The 19543-nt window shown below is 48.3% G+C and carries 20 protein-coding genes; 7 read left to right on the forward strand and 13 right to left on the reverse strand.

Going from position 1 to position 19543, the window contains the following annotated elements; all coding sequences use genetic code 11:
- Positions 1 to 10 precede the first annotated feature (10 nt).
- The 12 genes from IRJ25_RS07160 to IRJ25_RS07215 form a co-directional block, all read right to left on the reverse strand.
- Positions 11 to 355 carry a DoxX family protein gene (locus tag IRJ25_RS07160; protein ID WP_078146805.1) on the reverse strand — a complete coding sequence of 115 codons (345 nt, stop codon included), beginning with the start codon at positions 353 to 355 and terminating at the stop codon, positions 11 to 13.
- Positions 356 to 411: 56 nt separating this feature from the next.
- Positions 412 to 1677, reverse strand: a complete 1266-nt coding sequence (locus IRJ25_RS07165) for a S1C family serine protease (RefSeq protein WP_269318020.1) — start codon at positions 1675 to 1677, stop codon at positions 412 to 414.
- 111 nt (positions 1678 to 1788) lie between these two features.
- A complete protein-coding gene (locus IRJ25_RS07170; protein WP_269318021.1) occupies positions 1789 to 2607 on the reverse strand; it encodes a fumarylacetoacetate hydrolase family protein in 819 nt (272 codons plus the stop codon).
- Between the two features lie 55 nt (positions 2608 to 2662).
- Positions 2663 to 3118, reverse strand: a complete 456-nt coding sequence (gene nrdG, locus IRJ25_RS07175; protein ID WP_074037124.1) for an anaerobic ribonucleoside-triphosphate reductase activating protein — start codon at positions 3116 to 3118, stop codon at positions 2663 to 2665.
- Positions 3096 to 4946, reverse strand: a complete 1851-nt coding sequence (locus IRJ25_RS07180; RefSeq protein WP_269318022.1) for an anaerobic ribonucleoside triphosphate reductase — start codon at positions 4944 to 4946, stop codon at positions 3096 to 3098. The genes nrdG and IRJ25_RS07180 overlap by 23 nt, the downstream gene beginning before the upstream one ends.
- 191 nt (positions 4947 to 5137) lie before the next feature.
- Positions 5138 to 5968 (reverse strand): formate/nitrite transporter family protein, encoded by an 831-nt coding sequence (locus tag IRJ25_RS07185; protein WP_370568602.1) that lies wholly within the window; start codon positions 5966 to 5968, stop codon positions 5138 to 5140.
- A gap of 213 nt (positions 5969 to 6181) precedes the next feature.
- A complete protein-coding gene (locus IRJ25_RS07190; RefSeq protein ID WP_269318023.1) occupies positions 6182 to 6829 on the reverse strand; it encodes a 50S ribosomal protein L25/general stress protein Ctc in 648 nt (215 codons plus the stop codon).
- Between the two features lie 165 nt (positions 6830 to 6994).
- Positions 6995 to 8812 (reverse strand): DNA mismatch repair endonuclease MutL, encoded by a 1818-nt coding sequence (mutL, locus tag IRJ25_RS07195; RefSeq protein WP_269318024.1) that lies wholly within the window; start codon positions 8810 to 8812, stop codon positions 6995 to 6997.
- Between the two features lie 4 nt (positions 8813 to 8816).
- A complete protein-coding gene (gene mutS, locus IRJ25_RS07200) occupies positions 8817 to 11345 on the reverse strand; it encodes a DNA mismatch repair protein MutS (RefSeq protein WP_269318025.1) in 2529 nt (842 codons plus the stop codon).
- Positions 11346 to 11398: 53 nt separating this feature from the next.
- Positions 11399 to 11830, reverse strand: coding sequence for a RicAFT regulatory complex protein RicA family protein (locus IRJ25_RS07205; protein WP_269318026.1), 432 nt, complete (start codon positions 11828 to 11830; stop codon positions 11399 to 11401).
- 58 nt (positions 11831 to 11888) lie between these two features.
- A complete protein-coding gene (locus tag IRJ25_RS07210; protein ID WP_269318027.1) occupies positions 11889 to 12347 on the reverse strand; it encodes a GNAT family N-acetyltransferase in 459 nt (152 codons plus the stop codon).
- Between the two features lie 10 nt (positions 12348 to 12357).
- On the reverse strand, positions 12358 to 13824 hold the full coding sequence (locus tag IRJ25_RS07215; protein ID WP_269318028.1) for a phytoene desaturase family protein: 1467 nt from the start codon (positions 13822 to 13824) through the stop codon (positions 12358 to 12360).
- A 138-nt stretch (positions 13825 to 13962) separates the two neighbouring features.
- Here IRJ25_RS07215 and IRJ25_RS07220 point away from each other — a divergent pair, with 138 nt between their 5' ends.
- The 6 genes from IRJ25_RS07220 to IRJ25_RS07245 all read left to right on the forward strand — a co-directional run bounded on the left by IRJ25_RS07220 (position 13963) and on the right by IRJ25_RS07245 (position 17942).
- The gene (locus IRJ25_RS07220) at positions 13963 to 14463 is read left to right on the forward strand and encodes a hypothetical protein (RefSeq protein ID WP_214783116.1); all 501 of its coding nucleotides are present in this window, start codon (positions 13963 to 13965) and stop codon (positions 14461 to 14463) included.
- 39 nt (positions 14464 to 14502) lie between these two features.
- Positions 14503 to 15024, forward strand: coding sequence for a DNA topology modulation protein (locus IRJ25_RS07225; protein ID WP_264093050.1), 522 nt, complete (start codon positions 14503 to 14505; stop codon positions 15022 to 15024).
- Positions 15021 to 15371: a VOC family protein gene (locus IRJ25_RS07230; RefSeq protein ID WP_214783113.1), complete on the forward strand. Its 351-nt coding sequence runs from the start codon at positions 15021 to 15023 to the stop codon at positions 15369 to 15371. Before IRJ25_RS07225 ends, IRJ25_RS07230 begins: the two co-directional genes overlap by 4 nt.
- Positions 15372 to 15531: 160 nt before the next feature.
- Positions 15532 to 16041: an AAA family ATPase gene (locus IRJ25_RS07235; RefSeq protein ID WP_264092451.1), complete on the forward strand. Its 510-nt coding sequence runs from the start codon at positions 15532 to 15534 to the stop codon at positions 16039 to 16041.
- 123 nt (positions 16042 to 16164) lie between these two features.
- Positions 16165 to 16932, forward strand: coding sequence for a transporter substrate-binding domain-containing protein (locus tag IRJ25_RS07240; protein WP_269318029.1), 768 nt, complete (start codon positions 16165 to 16167; stop codon positions 16930 to 16932).
- Entirely contained in the window at positions 16929 to 17942 is a 1014-nt protein-coding gene (locus IRJ25_RS07245; RefSeq protein WP_269318030.1) for a pyridoxal phosphate-dependent aminotransferase, read from the forward strand. Before IRJ25_RS07240 ends, IRJ25_RS07245 begins: the two co-directional genes overlap by 4 nt.
- A gap of 22 nt (positions 17943 to 17964) precedes the next feature.
- Here the strand turns inward: IRJ25_RS07245 and IRJ25_RS07250 are convergent, their stop codons facing one another.
- Entirely contained in the window at positions 17965 to 18519 is a 555-nt protein-coding gene (locus IRJ25_RS07250; RefSeq protein WP_269318031.1) for a maltose acetyltransferase domain-containing protein, read from the reverse strand.
- 85 nt (positions 18520 to 18604) lie between these two features.
- Between IRJ25_RS07250 and IRJ25_RS07255 the strand changes: the two genes are divergently transcribed.
- The gene (locus IRJ25_RS07255) at positions 18605 to 19528 is read left to right on the forward strand and encodes a DUF7916 family protein (protein WP_264092447.1); all 924 of its coding nucleotides are present in this window, start codon (positions 18605 to 18607) and stop codon (positions 19526 to 19528) included.
- Positions 19529 to 19543 lie beyond the last annotated feature (15 nt).

Below are 19543 nucleotides of genomic sequence, written 5' to 3' on the forward strand. Positions count from 1 at the left end.
CTCCACACCTTTATATTTTTTTGACACCTTTGATCAAAACCCATTGAAGCGGGAGTCGTCCCCATGTAATCCATTTCGGAATGACCTTCCCACCGATTCTAGATGGCTTGACGGCCATGTTGATATTTGCCGGGAAGACGGCGATAAAGAATGCCGGTAGCGTCCGTTTCACGAACGATGTTCCCTTGTTGAGTAAGAGCATCGCCCCGAACACGACTTCAACGACTCCGCTTAGTTGCACCATCAGTCGGCGGAACGGCCAAGATTTCGGAATAATCGACATGAACGCCTTCTCTCTTACAAAATGTAAAATTCCTGCCCCGAATAGTAACACCCCATATAAATTTCGTACCATAACTCATCCTCCTTTTGTATAAGCATAGCAAAAAAGGCGGGCATATTGCCCACCTTTTACAATGCAGAACCGTTCGCATTTTGAATCTCGACTTGAACCGTCTCCGTTTTTCCGTCCCGGATATATTCGATGTCGACCGTTCCGTCCGTATCGCGAATCAATTCACTACGGAGGTCGATGAACGAGCTGACGTCTTTGTCATTGATTTTCACGATGACGTCACGTGCCTTAAGACCCGCTTTCGCAGCTGAACTATTTTGTTGCACTTCCACGATGATTGTTCCCGCCGTCACCGATTCAGGCAAGTTGATTTGTTCCGTCAAGTAACCTTGAGGGAACTCTGATACGTCACGAAGTGAGACGCCGAGTGACGGATGATTCACTTCTCCCGTCTGTTCGATTTGATTGATGAGCGGAAGGGCGATGTCGACTGGGATTGAGAATCCGACTCCCTCGACTTCTGCTGTCGCAATTTTCATCGAGTTGATTCCGACGAGTTGTCCTTCTTCGTTGATTAACGCACCACCTGAGTTACCTGGGTTGATGGCCGCATCCGTTTGAATGACCTCGGCATTGAAGTCGGCCTGTCCGTTCTCATCCGTATCGACGGGTACGAGGCGTGACGTCGATGAGACGACACCGCGTGTCACGGAGTTCTCGAATTGTCCAAGCGGATTCCCGATGGCGATGACCGTTTGACCCGGTTTCAACTCGCTCGATTTGCCGATTGAGATGACGGCCGGTACTTTGTCAGCGTCCACTTTCAAGACGGCCAAGTCATACGTCGCGTCACTTCCCATGAGTGTCGCTTCCGCAGTCGTTCCGTCATTAAAGGTGACCGTCAGCTTGTCCGCTCCGTTGACAACGTGATGGTTCGTCGCGATAAATGCCGAGTCACCTTCTTTTTTATAGATGACACCTGATCCGACTCCAGCCTCGACCGCCTCACTCGAGAAGCCAGTTTGGGCGAAGTTGTTTACAGTCACGACGGCCGGTTGAGCGGTCGCGACGGCATTTGTGACCGAAGAATCGGATACGTTCGATGACGTTTGGACCGGAGTCCCTTGCGAGGTCACGTTCGTGTCACTCACACTCGTCGCGGGTTGGTCGATGAACGGATATGCGATTGCGCCCGTCAACAACGCTCCGATGACTCCACCGACAAGTCCCGGGAACATACGGCTGACGAATGACGGTTTTGATTGTGTTCGTACTTTTGTCTCTTCTCGGTTGGATGAACCGAGTTCTGTATCTAACCAATCTTTTTGTTGCTCTGATTCATGTAATTGATCGCGTTCATTTGATTGATCGTGACGATCCATAATGATTCATCTCCTCTGTGTTATCTTCTACCCTTACTATAACGAAGAGGAACACTCATTTATAAAATAATAAATGAATTACAAGATTCTTCACATTTTACGTCATTTCATTCAGACAATCACATTTCTTAATGTACCGATACCTTCAATCGTCACTTCGACCGTGTCTCCCGTTTGTAGATACGTCGGTGGCGTCATCCCGTGCCCAACTCCGGCTGGTGTACCTGTCGCGATGATGTCACCCGCTTCGAGCATCATGCCTTTCGACAGTGTACGAATGAGTTCATCAATCGGACGAATCATATCGGCTGTCGTCCCATCTTGACGCGTCTCCCCATTGACACTTGTTTTGATTTGGAGAGGGAACTGGAGCTCGTCCGCTGTGACGACGAACGGTCCCATCGGACAAAACGTATCGAACGACTTGCCACGGAAGAATTGGACATGTTCTTTTTGCACGTCTCGAGCCGTCACATCGTTTAGAATGGTGTAACCGAAAATGTGCTCCTCGACCGCTTCGATGTCTCGTCCAGACTTGCCGATGATGACGGCGAGCTCACCTTCATAGTCAAGTTTGTCCGTCAATTCAGGATGACGCTCAATGACCGCTTCCGGACCGACGACCGAGGTCGGTGCTTTCGTGAAGATGACGAGTTTCCCTGCTCCTGCTGTATCCATCTCTTTCACGTGTTCTTCGTAGTTCTTGCCGATACAAATTACGTTTTTCAATGGACGGTACGGGGCGAGTAGTTTCACATCCGTCATTCGGTATGAGGGCGCCACGTCCAAATCGATATCTGGTTCGAACTCACGCGCGATCACTTCTAATAAATTTGTCGTATGTACTTGATTGCTGACATCGTAGACGAAATCGCCTTTGACAATCCCCACTCGTTGCTCTTCTTGCATCTCAAAACTGCACCATTTCATTGAAAACTCCCCCTTTTTCAACATTATACAAAAAATCGAGACATCTCTGCCTCGATTATACTTTATTCAAAAAGATGATTCGTTGATTACTCGATCCTCGAAAACGAAGTCCCATATCTCGTAGCGACTGCTCGTAACGACCGTCGACGAGCACATCGGCGTAGTCCAACACGGTTTGAATCGCTTCGTCATGCATCGCTTCCAACTGTTCGAGCGTATAACCCGTATACACCCACACATTTTTACCGAGCGACTTACATGCCGTGACGAGTTTTGCTAACGCTGACGATTGAAGAAACGGTTCGCCTCCAGAAATGGTCACCCCGTCCCAACCACTGAGCTTGACGCGCTGAACAAGTTCCTCTACTTCGACATCCTCACCCCCGGTTGGATTCCACGAGGAAGGATTGTGACACCCTTTACAGTGATGCGGACAGCCAGCAGTAAAGATGACCGTCCGAATCCCCGGTCCGTCAACGACGGATTCTTCAACGACGGATAGAATGCGCATCGTGTTTCACCCTCGCCCGCTCTTCTTCTCGCTTCGCCGTATTCCAACGGTCCATCGTCCCGACCAAATAACCGGTGATGCGGCGGATTCGTTCAATGTTTGTATCCTCGCCACACGTCGGACAGGCATCGTCAATCAGTCCTTCTAACCCACAATTTCCGCAACGATCGACCGGATGATTGATGGAACCGTAGCCGATATCATGCTGTCGCATCAAGCGGACAATCGATTCCACCGCTTCCGCATTGTGGGCAAGTGACCCATCGACTTCGACATATGAAATATGTCCCGCGTCACACAATGCGTGATACGGTGCCTCGATTCGGATTTTCTCACGAATTGATACAGACTGATAGACCGGCACGTGGAATGAATTTGTATAAAAGGCACGATTAGTGACACCTTCAATCATCCCAAACGTTTCCTGGTCTCGCGTCACAAATTTACCTGACAATCCTTCTGCCGGTGTCGCGAGCAACGAAAAGTTCAAGTCGTACGTTTCGGCTGCCGCACGCATGCGATTGGCCAAATGCGTGACGATGTCAAGACCGAGTCGCTCCGCTTCACGGAACTCAGCATGTGTACCTCCCGTCAACACCTTCAACGTTTCAGCGAGTCCGATGAAACCGAGTGAAAGCGTTCCTTGTTTCAATACGTCTCGGACTTCATCATGAATATGTAACTGCTCACTTCCACGCCAGACACCTTGTGTGTAGAGGAAACGAAATTCTTCAGCGCGACGCGTACATTGATATTCGAAACGCTCGACTAACTGTTCGATCCCGATGTCGACATATCGGTTGAGAATGCTGTAAAAATCCGAGATCGACTCCGAGACAAGTGCCATCTTCACCAAGTTGAGTGTGGAAAATGAAAGATTGCCACGACCGATCGACGTCTCTTCTCCGTGTCGGTTTCCCATGACCCGAGTGCGGCAACCCATATACGCCACTTCAGATGCATGCGTCCCATCATAGTAAGCGGCATTGAACGGGGCATCGATGAAGGAGAAATTCGGAAATAGCCGTTTTCCTGTGACCCGACATGCTTCACGGAAAAGATCGACGTTCGGATCGTCCTCCCGAAAGTTGATTCCTTCCTTCACTTTAAAGATTTGAATAGGAAAAATAGGAGTCTCTCCGTTCCCTAACCCTCGTTCCGTGGCACGAAGTAACTCTCGAATGAGGATACGTCCCCACTTTGATGTGTCCGTTCCATAATTGATCGAAACGAAAGGCACTTGCCCGCCACCTCGTGAGTGCATGGAGTTCGCATTGTGGATGAACGCCTCACACGCCTGATACGTCGCCGAAATCGTCTCTTCTTCCGCGAGTATCTCCAATTGCGTTTCTTCCCAGTCAACGGGTAAGGATTGGAGTCGGCTCAGTTGACGCTCATATGTCTTCTCGACATACGGTGCCAAGTCGACGTCAAACATCGGGAAGGCCTGCCCCCCATGCTGCATATTTTGATTCGCTTGAAGGATGATCGATGCGAGTGCCATGGCGGAGCGAATGTCCTTTGGTGACCTGATTGTTCCATGCCCCGTATGGAATCCATCTTTTAATAATTGACCGAGTGGAATTTGACAACATGTCGTCGAGCCTGTGATGTAATAGTCGGCGTCGTGCACATATAAATAGTTATCAGTGACGGCCTGTTTTGGTCGCTCCGACATCAAATACGTCTGCGATAGTTCTTTCGACACTTCCGAAGAGAGTCGTGCTAGTTTCCCGAGCGGGGATTTACCGTCCACGTTCGCATTCTCTTGTACTAAGTCTTGATCTGGTAAGATGCAGACGTCCTCATACAACTGCAGTAATTTCAAAACCCATCACCTCACTATATATGGATTCAAAACAATATTAATCGTTTTAAAAATCCTATATATAGATTATGGCATGTGTTTTTCTCAATGGTCACGAGTCGATATTGTGACAGTTTATGTGTGATCATACGATAAAAAAGAGCCTCGTCTTCGGTAAGACAAGGCTCTACGTTATATGTGACAAACATCATTTATTTAACAGCTTTTACAACTTTTAATTCGACTTCTTCCTCTAATTCTTGTGCTTCACGAAGACCCTTCGAGTTGAGCCACGTATATATGGCTCCCATGAAGAGCGCTCCACCGATAATGTTACCGAACGTTGCAGGAATCAAGTTGTGGATTGCACCTGCCATGCTGATCGTCTCCGGGTGTGGGACGACGAGCGTCAAGGCGAACAATACGAAGTTGGCGATGACGTGGTCGAATCCTGAAGCGAAGAAGACCGCGACAAGGAAGATCATCGAGAAGATTTGAGCGAACTCATTTTTCATTTGTTTCGGTAAGAAAATAGCGAGACAGACCATCCAGTTACAGAAGATAGCGCGGAAGAAAATTTCGACCGTCGTATGGTGCATTTTCCCCTCAACAACGGAGAACAACCAGTTGTTCATCCCGAGTTCTTGGATGACGCCAGTCGGTGCAAGTAGTAACGCAAATAGGATTCCCCCGAGTGCGTTCCCGACGAAGCAGAGCAACCAGACGAGCATCGTATCACTGAGCGTTGTATAGCCACGAAGTGTCGACGTTGTGAAATACATCGTATTCCCCGTGAACAATTCCGCTCCCCCATAGATGATCATGACGAGCGCGATCCCGAACGAGAAGCCCCCAATGAGTGTCGTGAACGGAGATTCCGCTAAATACATACCGTTGACGACTTTCAACGTGAAGATTGAAGCAAAGCCGATAAAGATCCCGGCTAACATCGCCCGTAAAAAGTATTCCATTGGACGATAATGAATCATTTGCGAGGAAGCCTGTGCTTTTTTCCGTAATGATTCGAGTGCATGGATTTCCATTGATGCCATGTCACAAACCCTTCTTTCTGAATAATTAAATAGGAAAGTATCAGTTCGAATATGTGAAATCATTAACAATATAAACTGTACAGTCTCTGTTGGCAATCACCTCTAGAAGGAATTGACAGAGTGTTCACATCGTAATCGTTTACATGTGGCGGATTTGTGACAAACAAAAAAGTGCTCCGATTTCTCGAAGCACTTGTGTAACTCTTATTCTTTATCCTCAGACGATTCTTCAGCTTCTTCCGATGAAGCTTCTGATGCTTCCTCTTGAGTTGAACCTTCTTCCGACTCTTCCTCTTCAACTTCTGCAACCGGCTCATTCACAGAGGCGATGTGCATATCTGGTTCCGAGACGATCGTGTACGATTTGTCTTCTGGAAGATCTGCTACCGTCACCGAGTCACCGATTTCGAGGTCTGACACATCAAGTTCGATGCGTTCAGGGATGTTGGCCGGTGTCGCAGCGACCGTCACTTTATAAAGTGACTGGGCAAGATATCCGCCTTCTTTGACGCCTTTCGCGTCACCAACAAGGACGATATCCGCTTCAACTTCTGTCTCTTCATCCATCTTCACGGCCATGAATTCGACGTGCTGATAAAAGTTTGTGAACGGGTCCGTTTCCGATCCGTGCACGAGCGTGTTGATTTTATTTCCATCGTAATGGAGTTCAATCAAGGCATTGTCACCGTGGTCTCGAAGAATTTTACGAAGGTCCATCTCGTCAAATACGATTGGCGTGCTGTCTACTTTGTAGCCGTAGACGACGCCTAACGCTTTACCTTCCTTACGCAACTTCGTGCGCAGTGACCGTGGGCGTAATTCTCGTTTTGATACTTGAAGTTTGTTCGTCATTTTCTTTTCCTCCTACATGGATATACATTTCATGTCGACATCTTGAGGGTGAGGCAGTGAAAAAGCCACCTCTCAACCTCGATGCGTTGAGTGACATGTGTATAGTTTTCCCATGAGGAAGGCTGAATAAACGTTACATCGTGTTAAAACAAGGTAACAAGACGATTACATGACGCGTTTAAATAACTTCTCAAGCTCATACGTGCTCCATTTCACGAGAATCGGTCGCCCGTGCGGACAGGTAAACGGAGACGTCGTACGACTCAAATCATCAATCAATTGTCGCATCATCTCCATATTGAGTGGATGGTTCGCTTTGATCGATCGTTTACACGCCATGAGGATTGATGCTTCTTCGCGATATTTCGCGATGTCGATTGACCGCTGTTGAATGGCCATCTCCACCAGATCACGAATCGTGCCCTCTAAGTCATGTTGCGGATACCATGTCGGAATCTCACGGACAAGGAACGTGTTACCCCCAAACGGCTCTAACGTGATGCCTGCATCCGCTAGAAGCGGGAGCACTTCTTCGATAGCGAGCGTCTCTTCTTGCGTGAACTCTAACGTCAGCGGAATCAATAGAAGCTGATACTCTTTTTCCGGACGTCCTAACTGCTCATAGAACAACTCATACTTGATGCGTTCCTGAGCGGCATGTTGGTCCATCACGTACATCCCGTCTTCCGCTCCACAGATGATATAACTCGAATGCAGTTGCCCGATGACGTCTAACGCCGGAAGACGCTCCGACTGACGTACAGGCTCTTCGACCTGTTTTGGTTCAATCATCTCTGGTTCCGGTTCATGAACGAGCGGCGCCGGGTTCCACTGGGAAGGAGACGTGATCGACTCTTTTCGCTCGCGAGGAATCGGATAGTTCCATTCGACCGGATCTGCCTGTTTAGGTTGGGGCTCCATCGAAAAGTCGAGTTTCGACTGTTCAGAAGGTGTCACACGTTTCGGCTTCGGTTCTTGTTTCACAGACGGAATGAGACGTTGTTCCCGGAGTGTCAATTGAACGGTCTCTCGGATGAGCTGGCATAGTTCTTTTTCTTTCGACAAACGCACTTCACGTTTCGTCGGATGGACGTTCACGTCAATCAACATCGGGTCCATCTTTACTTCGAGCACGGCAATTGGATAGCGACCGATCGGTAAGAGCGTATGGTAGCCCTCAAGCACGCTTTGGGTCAGTGCAAAGTTCTTGATGCTTCGACCGTTTAAGATGAGAGTCACGTACTGTTTGTTCGAACGGGTCACTTCCGGTCGCACGAGATGGGCGCTCAGCGTATAATCGTTCGTCTTGCTCGACGCCGTGACGATTTGTGCGGCGACTTGGCGACCATAGATGGCAAGCATGACTTGTTTCAAGTCTCCATTCCCGTTCGTACGCAACAATTCTTTCTCTTCATGAAAGACGGTGAATCGAATCTCCGGATGAGACAGCGCTAAACGGTTCAACGTATCCGTAATACTCGCAAGTTCCGTTGCTGACGTCTTCAAATATTTCAGCCGTGCCGGTGTGTTGAAGAAGAGCTGACTGACCGCAATTTCGGTCCCGACGTTCGTCGCCGTCGGATTCGTCGCCTTGACGACTCCACCTTCAAGCGTCATCTCAAAACCATCCTCATCTGCTCGCTTTGACTTCAATGAGACGTGGCTGACCGACGCAATCGAGGCGAGCGCCTCACCGCGGAAGCCGAGCGTCCGAATCCGAAACAAGTCATGCTCGTCCCGGATCTTACTCGTCGCATGCCGCAAGAAGGCTCGCGCCGCATCTTCTTCATGGAACCCATGCCCGTTATCTCGCACTTTGATTAGACGGATGCCCGCCTCTTGTAAGTCGACGTCTACTTTCGTCGCTCCCGCGTCAATCGCATTTTCGACTAATTCTTTCACGACGGAAGCAGGTCGCTCGACGACCTCCCCGGCTGCGATTCGGTTCGCGAGCTGTTCAGGTAACTCTCGAATGATTCCCATCGACTCACCCTTTCTTTGCGGTCTGTTGCAGTTCGTAGAGCGCCTGCATCGCTTCGATTGGATTCATTGCCAATAGATCGAGTTTGAGCAGCTGTTCTCGAACAGCGTCATGCGACTCGAACAATGACAACTGGCTGACTTCTTCCACTTGAGGTGGAGCAGATTGCTCGTTCAAAGCTGGTTTCGTTGCTTCCGATTCGAGTTCTGACAGAATCGTCCGGGCCCGGTCAATCAATGAATCCGGAAGTTCAGCCAATTCCGCCACATGAATCCCATACGATTTATCGGCACGTCCCGGATGCACTTCGTGGAGGAAGACGACTCGTCCATCTCGTTCAATCGCCCGAACATGAACATTCTCAAGTGTCGGAATCGAATCTTCGAGCACTGTCAGTTCATGATAGTGCGTCGAGAAGAGTGTCTTCGCACCGATTGACGAGGCGATATATTCAACGATTGCCTGTGCGAGCGCCATCCCGTCATACGTCGACGTCCCGCGACCGATTTCATCTAATAAAATCAAACTATGTTCCGTCGCCTCAGTGACGGCTTGGCGCGTCTCGGTCATCTCGACCATGAACGTCGACTGTCCGCTCACCAAATCGTCAGCCGCACCGATTCGTGTAAAGATACGGTCAAAGAGCGGGAGTTCCGCCGCTTCGGCCGGGACGAATGAACCGATTTGATGAAGGATTGCAATCAAGGCAAATTGACGCATGTACGTCGATTTACCGGACATGTTCGGTCCGGTGATGAGTAACATTTGACGCGTGTCGTCAAGCGTCAAGTCATTGGCGACATATTCGCCTCGCGGCAAGACCGTCTCAATCACAGGGTGACGCCCACGTTCAATTTGGACGTGAGATGTCGTAACTGGGCGAACGTATTCCCGCTTCTCCGCCACGACGGCAAGGGCGAGGAGAACATCCAACTCACTGAGTGAACGGGCCAATTGTTGAAGGTCCTTCGTATACGTCTTCACTTCTTCGCGAAGTGCGACAAACAAGTCATATTCGAGCGTACAGCTCTTCTCTTCCGCACCTAAGATGAGGGCTTCCTTCTCTTTCAGCTCTGGAGTGATGTATCGTTCCGCATTCGTCAACGTCTGTTTCCGCTCATATCGTCCTTCTTCAAGCAACTTCGCATTCGCTTTCGTCACTTCTAAGTAGTAACCGAATACGCGGTTATACCCGACCTTTAACGATTTGATGCCGGTAGCGATGCGTTCCTGTTGTTCGAGGTTGGCAATCCACGATTTTCCGTTCGCTTTCGCTTCTAACAGTTCATCGAGCTCATCCGAATACCCGTGACGAATCATCCCGCCCTCTTTCGTCGAAATCGGGGGTGAATCGACAAGGGCAGCCCGTAGCTGTTCACTCAACGTCTCGAACGAGTCAAGATTCTGTTCGATTTGCTGCAAGCGATCGGCTTTCACCGTTTGTAAGAGTGACCGGACGGCTGGCATCCCTTCAAGTGTGTCGCGTAGTTGGACGAGATCTCGCGCATTCGCCGTCCCGTACCCGACTTTTGCGACAAGGCGTTCGATATCGTAGACTCGCTTCAGCTCTTCTTGTAGTTGATCGCGCAACATGAAGTCGTCCACCAAGTTCTCGACGGCATCCTGTCGCTCTCTGATGCCTTGCTCTGTATAGAGTGGCTGTTCGAGCCAACGTTTCAACAATCGACCGCCCATCGCCGTCGTCGTCTCATCAAGGAGTGAAAGGAGTGACCCTTTCCGTTCCCCTGAACGAGCCGAACGGAACAACTCAAGATTTCGGGCCGTGTTGGCGTCAAGTTGCATATGCTGTTCAACCTCATAGGCGACAGCTGGTTGCAAGTGATCGAGCGAACGTTTCTGTGTTTTCGTGAGATAAGCGAACAACAACTCAAACGCCGAACGCTGTGGCTCATCTTTCGCACCTTGTGCGAGCGGACTCTCCCGCTTGTCCACTTGAATCGAGAGAGGGATCCCGGTCTGACGTAACAAGTCGGCCAACCGTTCATCCTCGACGATGACCTCGTTCGGGAGCAATCCTTCGATTTCCCGTAAGACGGCCTCTTCTGACGAGAGCGTCGTCAACCACGATTCCCCCGTCGTGACGTCACCGCGAGCAATTCCGAATCGGCCTGCGACGTCCGAGATGGCGACGAGATATCGGTTCTCTTTTTCACTGAGTGACGCCATATATGTACCTGGCGTGATCACTTGGATGACTTCCCGTTTCACGAGCCCTTTAGTTGCCTTCGGATCCTCCGTCTGTTCACAGATGGCGACGTTAAAACCTTTTTCGATCAACTGTTCGATGTAGATTGCCGCGGAATGGTGCGGGACGCCGCACATTGGAATCGGATGCTCAGCCTGTTTCCCATTTTTAGAAGTAAGCGTGAGCTCTAACTCCTTTGCGACAATTTGCGCATCTTCAAAAAACAACTCGTAAAAGTCGCCGAGTCGATAGAATAAAAAGGCGTCCGGATAGTCTGCCTTGATGGAGAAATATTGTTTCATCATTGGTGTCTGATGGACTTCTTGCATGTTAATTCACCTCTAGAAAGTACAACAGCTGACCATCGGCCAGCTGTGTCGTTTTAGTATCCGCAGCCGCCGCGTGCTTGTTCAGCCGCCATGCCGCTCCCTGTCTTTCCTGCAAGGACGTCGCCGTCCGTCGATTCGATGATACGGTCCGTCACGGAGTTCGCGAGCGTGACCGTCACGTATTGAAGTAAATCGTTCACTTCGACTTGTGTTTCTTGGAAAGCTTGAACGACTGGAATCGAGTCCAGTTCTTCCATCGCTTTATCAATCTTTCGCTCGACTTTCGCAAGTGCTTCCGTCTTGCCATAGTGCTTACAGTTGACGGCTTCTTTTTGTAAGAACTTGATTCGTTTAATCAACGTCTGTACGCGGTCACTTCCGTTCACTTTCGCTTCCGCTTCCTTGAAACGCGCCACTTCTGGTGTTTGTGCTAATACATCTGCCAATTCTCTTGCTTTTGCAATTACTTGTTGATCGGTCACCATTGTAAACCCCTTTATGTCTATAATGTAATCGTGCTCAATGGCACGTGAATGTTCTTTCTCATTCTAACATGAACGATTCGGAAACGGTACTAGCGGAATTTGTGGATTCACGTAACATATTGACGTGTGGAATACTGTCTTCTTGATACACATCACTCGTCCGTTTGAAGCCAAACGATGCATAAAAAGGTTCCACATACGTCTGCGCTTGCAGATATAATGTCTCATGACCGAAGTCCTTGATCGCTGCATCCATCAAGAGGCGGGAATACCCTTTCCCTCGATGCGTCGCTTTCGTGACGACACGTCCAATGGCGACCGGAGATGCTTCCGTCAGCACGCGAAGCGCAGACACGATCTCTCCATCTTCTTCTATCCAATAATGGATGGCTGCTACGTCCTTACCATCTACCTCTTGGTACGGACAGTTCTGTTCGACCACGAATATCTCAGTTCGTAATGCCAGTAAGCGATACAATTCCATCGTTGTCAGTTCATCAAACGCTTTTTTCTTCATCAGTATCCCCCTAATCAATCGTCACCCCGAGTGCCCGGGCGACATGTAATCCGCTCGTCATCGCGCCAATCGTCCCCGCTCCTGGAAATACGGTATCCCCGCACACAAAAAAGTTCGGCAAGTCGGTGCGATAACTCGCAGCGCGAAAGAGCGCCTGGTTAGGAGTCTGCGCATAACCTCCGACTGCCCCATGCGGTCGCTTCGTATACTTCACCCATGCCCCGGGTCCACCAGGAAGAAGTAGTGACGACTCGCGGTCCCAAGCGGGAAAAGCAGTTGCGACGACGTCGACGAGACGATTGGTCCAATCTTGCTCTAGTTTCTCATATGCCGCCCGGTCTTTCCAATGTTGCCATTCTGATAAATCGATATGTGTGGATACCGTGATGGTCCGTTCCGGTTTTTCTGTGCGCAACACGTCATCCGGCGCGGACATGGAAATGAACGCATGCCCACTCGGTAATCGCTCGTGATAGATTTGTTGAAACAGCGGTTTCTGTCGACACACATCCTCAGGCAAGACGAGATAGAAACTGAACGTGCCCCATTGCGACTGCTTCAATTGTCTGCGGTATTGTCGTTTGAAGCATCGTTGTTCTTGTCCTCTCAGAAGTTCGCTCGTCCGCTCAATCGGGATGGCGGAAACAATGACATCGACTAGTTCAAGTCGTCCTCTTCGATCGGTGATGAGCCATCCATCTGTCACTCGTTCGATGGACTGGACGTCTCTCCCTACTTTCGTCTCCCCACCAAACGTCCGAACGGCGCGCTCTAATGCATGAGCCAATTGATACAGTCCACCTTCCACATAGTACGCCCCTTCGTGATAGACCGACAGCGCCACTGCACCGAGTAAATGACTCGCTTCTTTCGCACCGGTTTGCAAACTGTCGAGCAGAACGCCATCGATAAATCGCTCGAACATCGTACCGTTTAGTCCATGACGAGCTAACGTGTCACCGAGTGGCCGCTGGAGTTTGAGAAGCGTTGTGATTTGATTCGGTCGAAAACCTTTAAGCGCGTAAACTATGTCTGATGTCGTCCGAAGTGGAAGAGCGGGCAACTGCTGAAACAACGGACGAATCTTCTCAAAATCGCCCCACACTTCACGGTAAAACGCATGGATTGCCTTATAATGCTCTGAGAACACGCGACTGAGCTCCTCAAGAAGACGCTTTCGGTCGCGAAAGTAAGTGACGGTGACGTCATGAAGATGAATGTCCATCACCTCGTCCAGTAACGTCACCTCGACCGATTCGCCCAATTTCTGAAGAACCCGCTGATGGACCCCTCCTCGTTCGAATCCCATACCGAGCGTTGCACCTGCAGGAAACAAGTAGTCACCCCGTTGAAACTTGCCGGCACACCCACCCCATTCACGCGATGCTTCTAATACAATCACATCATGCCCTTTCTGTTGCGCAAGCGCAGCTGCAGTCAAACCCGCAACGCCTCCACCTATGACCCCGATTTTCATGTACATCCCTCCTCTCTATATCATACCTGCTCATTCAAAAACTTGAAGAAATGAATCGGTTTTTGAGATTCCAGCGTTCTTTTGAAGGGAACTGATTCTCTTATGCAGAAATAGTTTACAGTCTGAAAAGGTAAGGTGATGAAAATGCGTAGTCGTGTCATGGTTTATTTATTGATTCCCATCCTCATTTTTATTGGTATACTGATTACCCCACCTTCCGAGGAATCACTCAAGCTCGCGACGATGACCGTCGTCAGCATTCAGGAGATGATTCCTTACGAAAAAGAGTATACGGCACAGAAAGTGCTAGAAGAACGAACCCTGGACGACAAATCAGCCACCATCGAAGAATGGCGTCTCGAGCAAGGAGCGAGAACGTCTTATAGTTATGTGCTCAGACTGAGAGGATTTGACCATGTGACACAGATTGATGCAGGAGCGGCCAACACGAGATCGGACGGCTATTACGCGATGCAGGCCCATAGCCCAATCTTTGAGACGGGTAAACCGGTATCGACAGACTATCCAATTGTCGTGTTCAGTTCGGAACAACGTCTTGTTATCGGACAGATGGATGTCCGGGTCATTTACGAAGAGGACGGTCAATTGAAGAAATGGATTGTATTGGAGGATGAATAAGAGTAGATGAGCAGCTTAACGATTGATAGCAATCTAAATATGAAACGCATCATGATCATCGGTTCTGGCGGTGCGGGGAAATCCACACTCGCCCGTCAACTCGGTGAACGATTACATCTCGATGTCTATCATTTGGACGCTCTCATGTGGAGACCGGGATGGGTGATGGCACCGAGAGAAGAACGAATCGACATCCAACAACAACTCGTGAAGAAGGATGAATGGATTATCGATGGAAATTTCGGGAATACCCTTGATTTACGACTACAGGCAGCGGACACTGTCATTTTAATCGATCTTCCACGCATCGTCTGTATATATCACGTCCTCAAGCGAGTTGTCCGATATCGTGGTACGACACGACCGGATATGGGTGCATCCTGTGAGGAAAAACTCGATTTCGCATTCCTGAAGTGGGTTTGGAATTTTCCTGACGTTCAAAAGCCAGAGATGCTCAAACGAATCAAACAATATTCTCACGAGAAACAGATCATCGTCTTAAAATCTCAGAAAGATGTTACAAACTTCATTCATCAAATGAAAAGGCAGGAATTTCTATGAACCCTATCCTTCACAAAATCGGCACCATCTTTATTCCGGTAAGTGATATTCAAAAAGCGCGTGACTGGTATTGTGATTTATTCGATCTTTCAACAAAAGGAGAAATCTTATTCGACCATTTATATGTCATTCCATTAGAGGGTACTAACCTTGTTTTAGATAGCAAAATCTACTCAAAAGATAACATCATCCAGACACCACTATTTCACTTAAATACACACGATATTCATCAAGCTTATTCTTATATGACTCAACACGACATTGAGGTCATTACACCCATTGAGCACGAACATTGGTTCAATTTCAAAGATCTTGACGGGAACGTCATCATGGTATGCAAATGCTAACATCGGATCAAACCTTTAACTAACCTTATCAGGTTATTCAGGTCGATTGTATCGAAGACTATCTTAAGGAAATGAGCCATTTTAACAAGTAAATCAAGTTGTATAAGTAATAAGATTTGCTCCTACTTAGATGTGAGGTGATCATCTGTTTTTTCTTCAAATGTCTGGAACACCTGGATCAGGAAAATCCACATTGGCTAAGCGTATCATCCAACACGTACCCGCAGTCATCATCGATCATGATGTTTCAAAGACCGCCCTACTCCATACGCTTCATATTGGCAACTTCTCGGATGGAGAAATCGGGAAGATGGCTTATGATGTCGATTGGTCGCTCGTCGAGTATCACCTATCACTTGGACAAAACGTCATTCTCGACAGTCCATGTCTCTATGATGAAATGCTCGATAAAGGGATAGCGATTTCCACCAAGTACGGAGCGACTTACCGTTATATCGAGTGTCGTCATGAAAATTACGAAGAAATTAACACACGACTTCGAAACCGTGTCAGACGACCGAGTCAAATTGATCAAGTTTCATATGAGAATTGGTCTAAGATGAATGAACACTGCAAACGGCCTACTAACCATTCTTACTTACAAACCTATACGATGGACAATCGAGAAATTCCGATTGAGCGAATTATGTCGTATCTGTTGAAAAACTAAGAAGAGAACGCTTTCAGATAGAAAGTGCTTCTCTTTTTAATAATTTTGTATATTTATGCTTTACAATTAATAATCATACATATACACTTAGTCTCATCTACAACAGGGAGGCATTATACACATATGAAAAAATGGTTATTAGCAGGTACACTTATGATGAGCGCAGTATTACTCGGTGCATGTAGTCAAGAGACAGAAGGTAAAGCGACAGAACAAAAAACGCTCGTCATGGGGACGAGCGCCGATTACTTCCCATATGAATTTGTCGATACGGCAAACGGAGATGCGATTGTCGGATTTGATATTGAAATCGCGGAGACGATTACAGAACGCCTCGGTTACGAATTGAAGATTGAAGATATGGACTTCGGTAGCTTACTCGGAGCCCTCAATAGCGGGCGTGTCGACTTCATCATGGCCGGGATGACGCCAACAGAAGAGCGTAAAGAGAATGCCGATTTCTCAGACATCTATCTATCCGCGACAAACTTGATCATGACAAAAGACGAGTCCCTTCAGGCAATCGAAGATTTGTCTAGTAAGAAAATCGGTGTCCAAACGGCTTCGATTCAAGAAAATATCGCTAAAGAACAAGCACCTGACGCTGAACTCGTATCCTTGAACAAGATCCCTGAAATCGTTCAAGAGTTGAACACAGGTCGAATCGATGCAATGGTCATCGAAGACACGGTCGCACAAAAGTATTTAGACCAAGATGACAGCTTCTATACATTCGCTTTGAAAGAGGATGGCGAAAAAGGATCAGCTGCTGCCTTCAAATTAGATGATGAGTTACGCGACCAGTTCAACGAAGAGTTGAACAAGATGATGGAGTCTGGCGAAATCGATGAATTGGTGAAAAAATGGTTCTCGATGGAGCCAACTGAATGAGACAAGTCGAGCTACCGATTTATCCCGTCGTTTATCCGACGGGACATCGGTTAAACCAAAATGAAAGTCAATTCCCGTTACCTGACCGTATCAAGAATCAGCTTGATTCGTTGACGTATCATGACTTACACGAATATCCGGTCGAACCGATCAATGAATTGTTCGAACGCTACGCTGCGTACGTTGGCGTCACACCCGAGCAATTACTAGTCGGTTGTGGGAGTGATGAGATGATTCATGTCGTGACGCAAGCATTGCTCGCACCACATGACATCGTCTTGTCTCCGGCACCTGACTTTTCGATGTATCCAATCTTCACGACCATCGCACACGGTCATCATGTTCAAGCCGTTGATTTATCGTATGAGGGAATTTTAGAGGCGATTGAGACGCATCATCCAAAACTTCTTCTCCTATCGAATCCGAACAATCCAACCGGAAAGCTGTGGACCGTAGAAGAGTTGACGCATCTCGCCTCACTCGTACCGTACCTCGTGGTGGATGAGGCGTACATGGACTTCACACCGAATGACAGCAATATTCCGTTCATTGCAAACCATCCAAATCTCATCGTCCTTCGCACGATGTCAAAAGCTTTTGGATTGGCAAACGTACGAATTGGATTCATGGTGACAAACACCGAACTCGCACACTATTTCCGTCAATTCATCCCACCATTTAATATCAGCGGGGTGAGTGCAAAAATTTGCAACATCTTCTTAAAAGATGCGACTTATCTTCAAGAATCAATCAAATGGCATGACCAGATGCGGCAAAAGTGGGCACTAGCCTTTGAATCCATCGGTCATGTCCTCCCTGCATCGACAAACTTCTTGTATATCGAGTTAGAACAACCTGAAGCAGTGTGGGCCCATTTGACCGACTTGAACATACACACGTCGAAACAACCTACGGGGATTCGGGTGACGATTGGTGATGAGACGGCGCTTCATCTTGCATATACAGCTATTCAGAAATACAAGCAATCAAGTCATGTCAAAAACTCCTGAACCACGCGTTCAGGAGTTTTTGTCAGTAGATCGTCTTGATCACACGTGCCGGATTTCCTCCGACGACTGTTCGAGATGGCACATCTTTTGTGACGACCGCACCGGATGCGACGACGGCCTCATCCCCAATCGTCACACCGGGATTGATAATCGCCCCTCCACCGATCCACACGCGGTCGCCGATGGTCACCGGCTTCCCGAACTCATATCCTGAGATCCGATCGATCGGATCGATCGGATGTGTCGCCGTATAAATATGTACACCCGGTGCGAGCATGCAGTCATCCCCAAACGTGATGGGGCAAATGTCTAGGAAGACACAGTCAAAATTCGCATAGAATCGATCTCCTAAGTGGATGTTATACCCATAATCACATTTGAAGTTCGGCTCGATATAATATGACCCTTTCGTCGATCCGAGTAACGCACCAAGAATCTCTTTTCGTTCTTCCAAATCATCGATTCCAGAACGATTGAATTGTTCAGTTAATCTCCGGGCATGCTTCCGATCTGCAACGAGCGTTTCATCACCAGCTAAATACAGTTCACCACGAATCATCTTTTCTTTTTCCGTCATCATAATCCCTCCTTAAAATTAGTATAGAGGATTTTTCAAGGGTTTAGGGAATAGAGACAAGGATGAGCAGAAGGAGGCAGATCACATGAAACGAATACTGGAATGTCGAGCAAGTGATTTTATCACGTTTAATCGTCAAGATTTAATCGATTCGATTCGAAAAGCAGAAGGTCGAACGGTCATGGCCGAGGTCATCCCGACGGTGCAGCCGTTGTATCCAGAAGTGACAAACGCAGAACTAGCACGAGCATTCGGTGTCGACTTGATTTTATTGAACATGATCGATGTGTTTCATCCTTACATTAAAGGACTTGAAAGTCATGCATTATTCGGGGAGATGCCGGGTGATGAGATGAGCGATCATCCGATTCTCGAACTAAAACGACTGATTGGATTGCCAATTGGAGTCAACTTGGAACCTGTTGATTTTTCAGAGAAGTCGTCCGAGATGAATGAAGTAAAACGAGGCAGACTCGCTTCAATCGAAGCGTTCCAAAAAGCATCGGAGCTCGGGTTTGACTTCGTCTGTTTGACAGGCAATCCGAATACCGGGGTCACGAATGAAGCAATCGAACAAGCAATCATCCAAGCACGTCGTGAATTCGCAGGGGTCATCATTGCCGGGAAAATGCATCAAGCCGGTGCAGGCAATGTGTTAGACCGCGACGCGTATATCCGCTTCGTCGAAGCTGGCGCAGATATCATCCTCCTTCCGGCTCCAGGCACTGTACCTGGCGTCCGTGAAGAATCGTTTCACGAACTCGTTCAGGAATTGCAAGTGCTCGGCGCTCTCACGTTAGCGGCGATTGGAACGTCACAAGAAGGCGCAGATGTCGAGACCGTTCGGGAAATCGCACTCTCTTCAAAACGAGGCGGAGCAGATATCGTGCATATAGGTGACGCCGGACTGTCCGGAATTGCCGTACCAGAGAACATTCAGGCACTATCCATTGCGATTCGCGGACGACGCCATACGTACATTCGCATGGCCGCCTCGGTCAATCGGTAACACAAAAGAGGAAGG

Source organism: Exiguobacterium sp. KJ 601, from assembly GCF_027161185.1.
Classification (GTDB): Bacteria; Bacillota; Bacilli; order Exiguobacteriales; family Exiguobacteriaceae; genus Exiguobacterium; species Exiguobacterium profundum.

Bases quoted from the DNA above. Each gene is read 5' to 3' on its own strand.
- IRJ25_RS07190 (WP_269318023.1), bottom strand. From the start codon at position 6,829: ATGACGAACAAACTTCAAGTATCAAAACGAGAATTACGCCCACGGTCA.
- IRJ25_RS07170 (WP_269318021.1), bottom strand. From the start codon at position 2,607: ATGAAATGGTGCAGTTTTGAGATGCAAGAAGAGCAACGAGTGGGGATT.
- mutL (WP_269318024.1), bottom strand. From the start codon at position 8,812: ATGGGAATCATTCGAGAGTTACCTGAACAGCTCGCGAACCGAATCGCA.
- IRJ25_RS07245 (WP_269318030.1), top strand. From the start codon at position 16,929: ATGAGACAAGTCGAGCTACCGATTTATCCCGTCGTTTATCCGACGGGA.
- IRJ25_RS07165 (WP_269318020.1), bottom strand. From the start codon at position 1,677: ATGGATCGTCACGATCAATCAAATGAACGCGATCAATTACATGAATCA.
- IRJ25_RS07205 (WP_269318026.1), bottom strand. From the start codon at position 11,830: ATGGTGACCGATCAACAAGTAATTGCAAAAGCAAGAGAATTGGCAGAT.
- IRJ25_RS07235 (WP_264092451.1), top strand. From the start codon at position 15,532: ATGTCTGGAACACCTGGATCAGGAAAATCCACATTGGCTAAGCGTATC.
- nrdG (WP_074037124.1), bottom strand. From the start codon at position 3,118: ATGCGCATTCTATCCGTCGTTGAAGAATCCGTCGTTGACGGACCGGGG.
- IRJ25_RS07210 (WP_269318027.1), bottom strand. From the start codon at position 12,347: ATGAAGAAAAAAGCGTTTGATGAACTGACAACGATGGAATTGTATCGC.
- IRJ25_RS07215 (WP_269318028.1), bottom strand. From the start codon at position 13,824: ATGAAAATCGGGGTCATAGGTGGAGGCGTTGCGGGTTTGACTGCAGCT.
- IRJ25_RS07230 (WP_214783113.1), top strand. From the start codon at position 15,021: ATGAACCCTATCCTTCACAAAATCGGCACCATCTTTATTCCGGTAAGT.
- IRJ25_RS07185 (WP_370568602.1), bottom strand. From the start codon at position 5,968: ATGGAAATCCATGCACTCGAATCATTACGGAAAAAAGCACAGGCTTCC.
- IRJ25_RS07220 (WP_214783116.1), top strand. From the start codon at position 13,963: ATGAAAATGCGTAGTCGTGTCATGGTTTATTTATTGATTCCCATCCTC.
- IRJ25_RS07160 (WP_078146805.1), bottom strand. From the start codon at position 355: ATGGTACGAAATTTATATGGGGTGTTACTATTCGGGGCAGGAATTTTA.
- IRJ25_RS07250 (WP_269318031.1), bottom strand. From the start codon at position 18,519: ATGACGGAAAAAGAAAAGATGATTCGTGGTGAACTGTATTTAGCTGGT.
- mutS (WP_269318025.1), bottom strand. From the start codon at position 11,345: ATGCAAGAAGTCCATCAGACACCAATGATGAAACAATATTTCTCCATC.
- IRJ25_RS07240 (WP_269318029.1), top strand. From the start codon at position 16,165: ATGAAAAAATGGTTATTAGCAGGTACACTTATGATGAGCGCAGTATTA.
- IRJ25_RS07225 (WP_264093050.1), top strand. From the start codon at position 14,503: ATGAAACGCATCATGATCATCGGTTCTGGCGGTGCGGGGAAATCCACA.
- IRJ25_RS07255 (WP_264092447.1), top strand. From the start codon at position 18,605: ATGAAACGAATACTGGAATGTCGAGCAAGTGATTTTATCACGTTTAAT.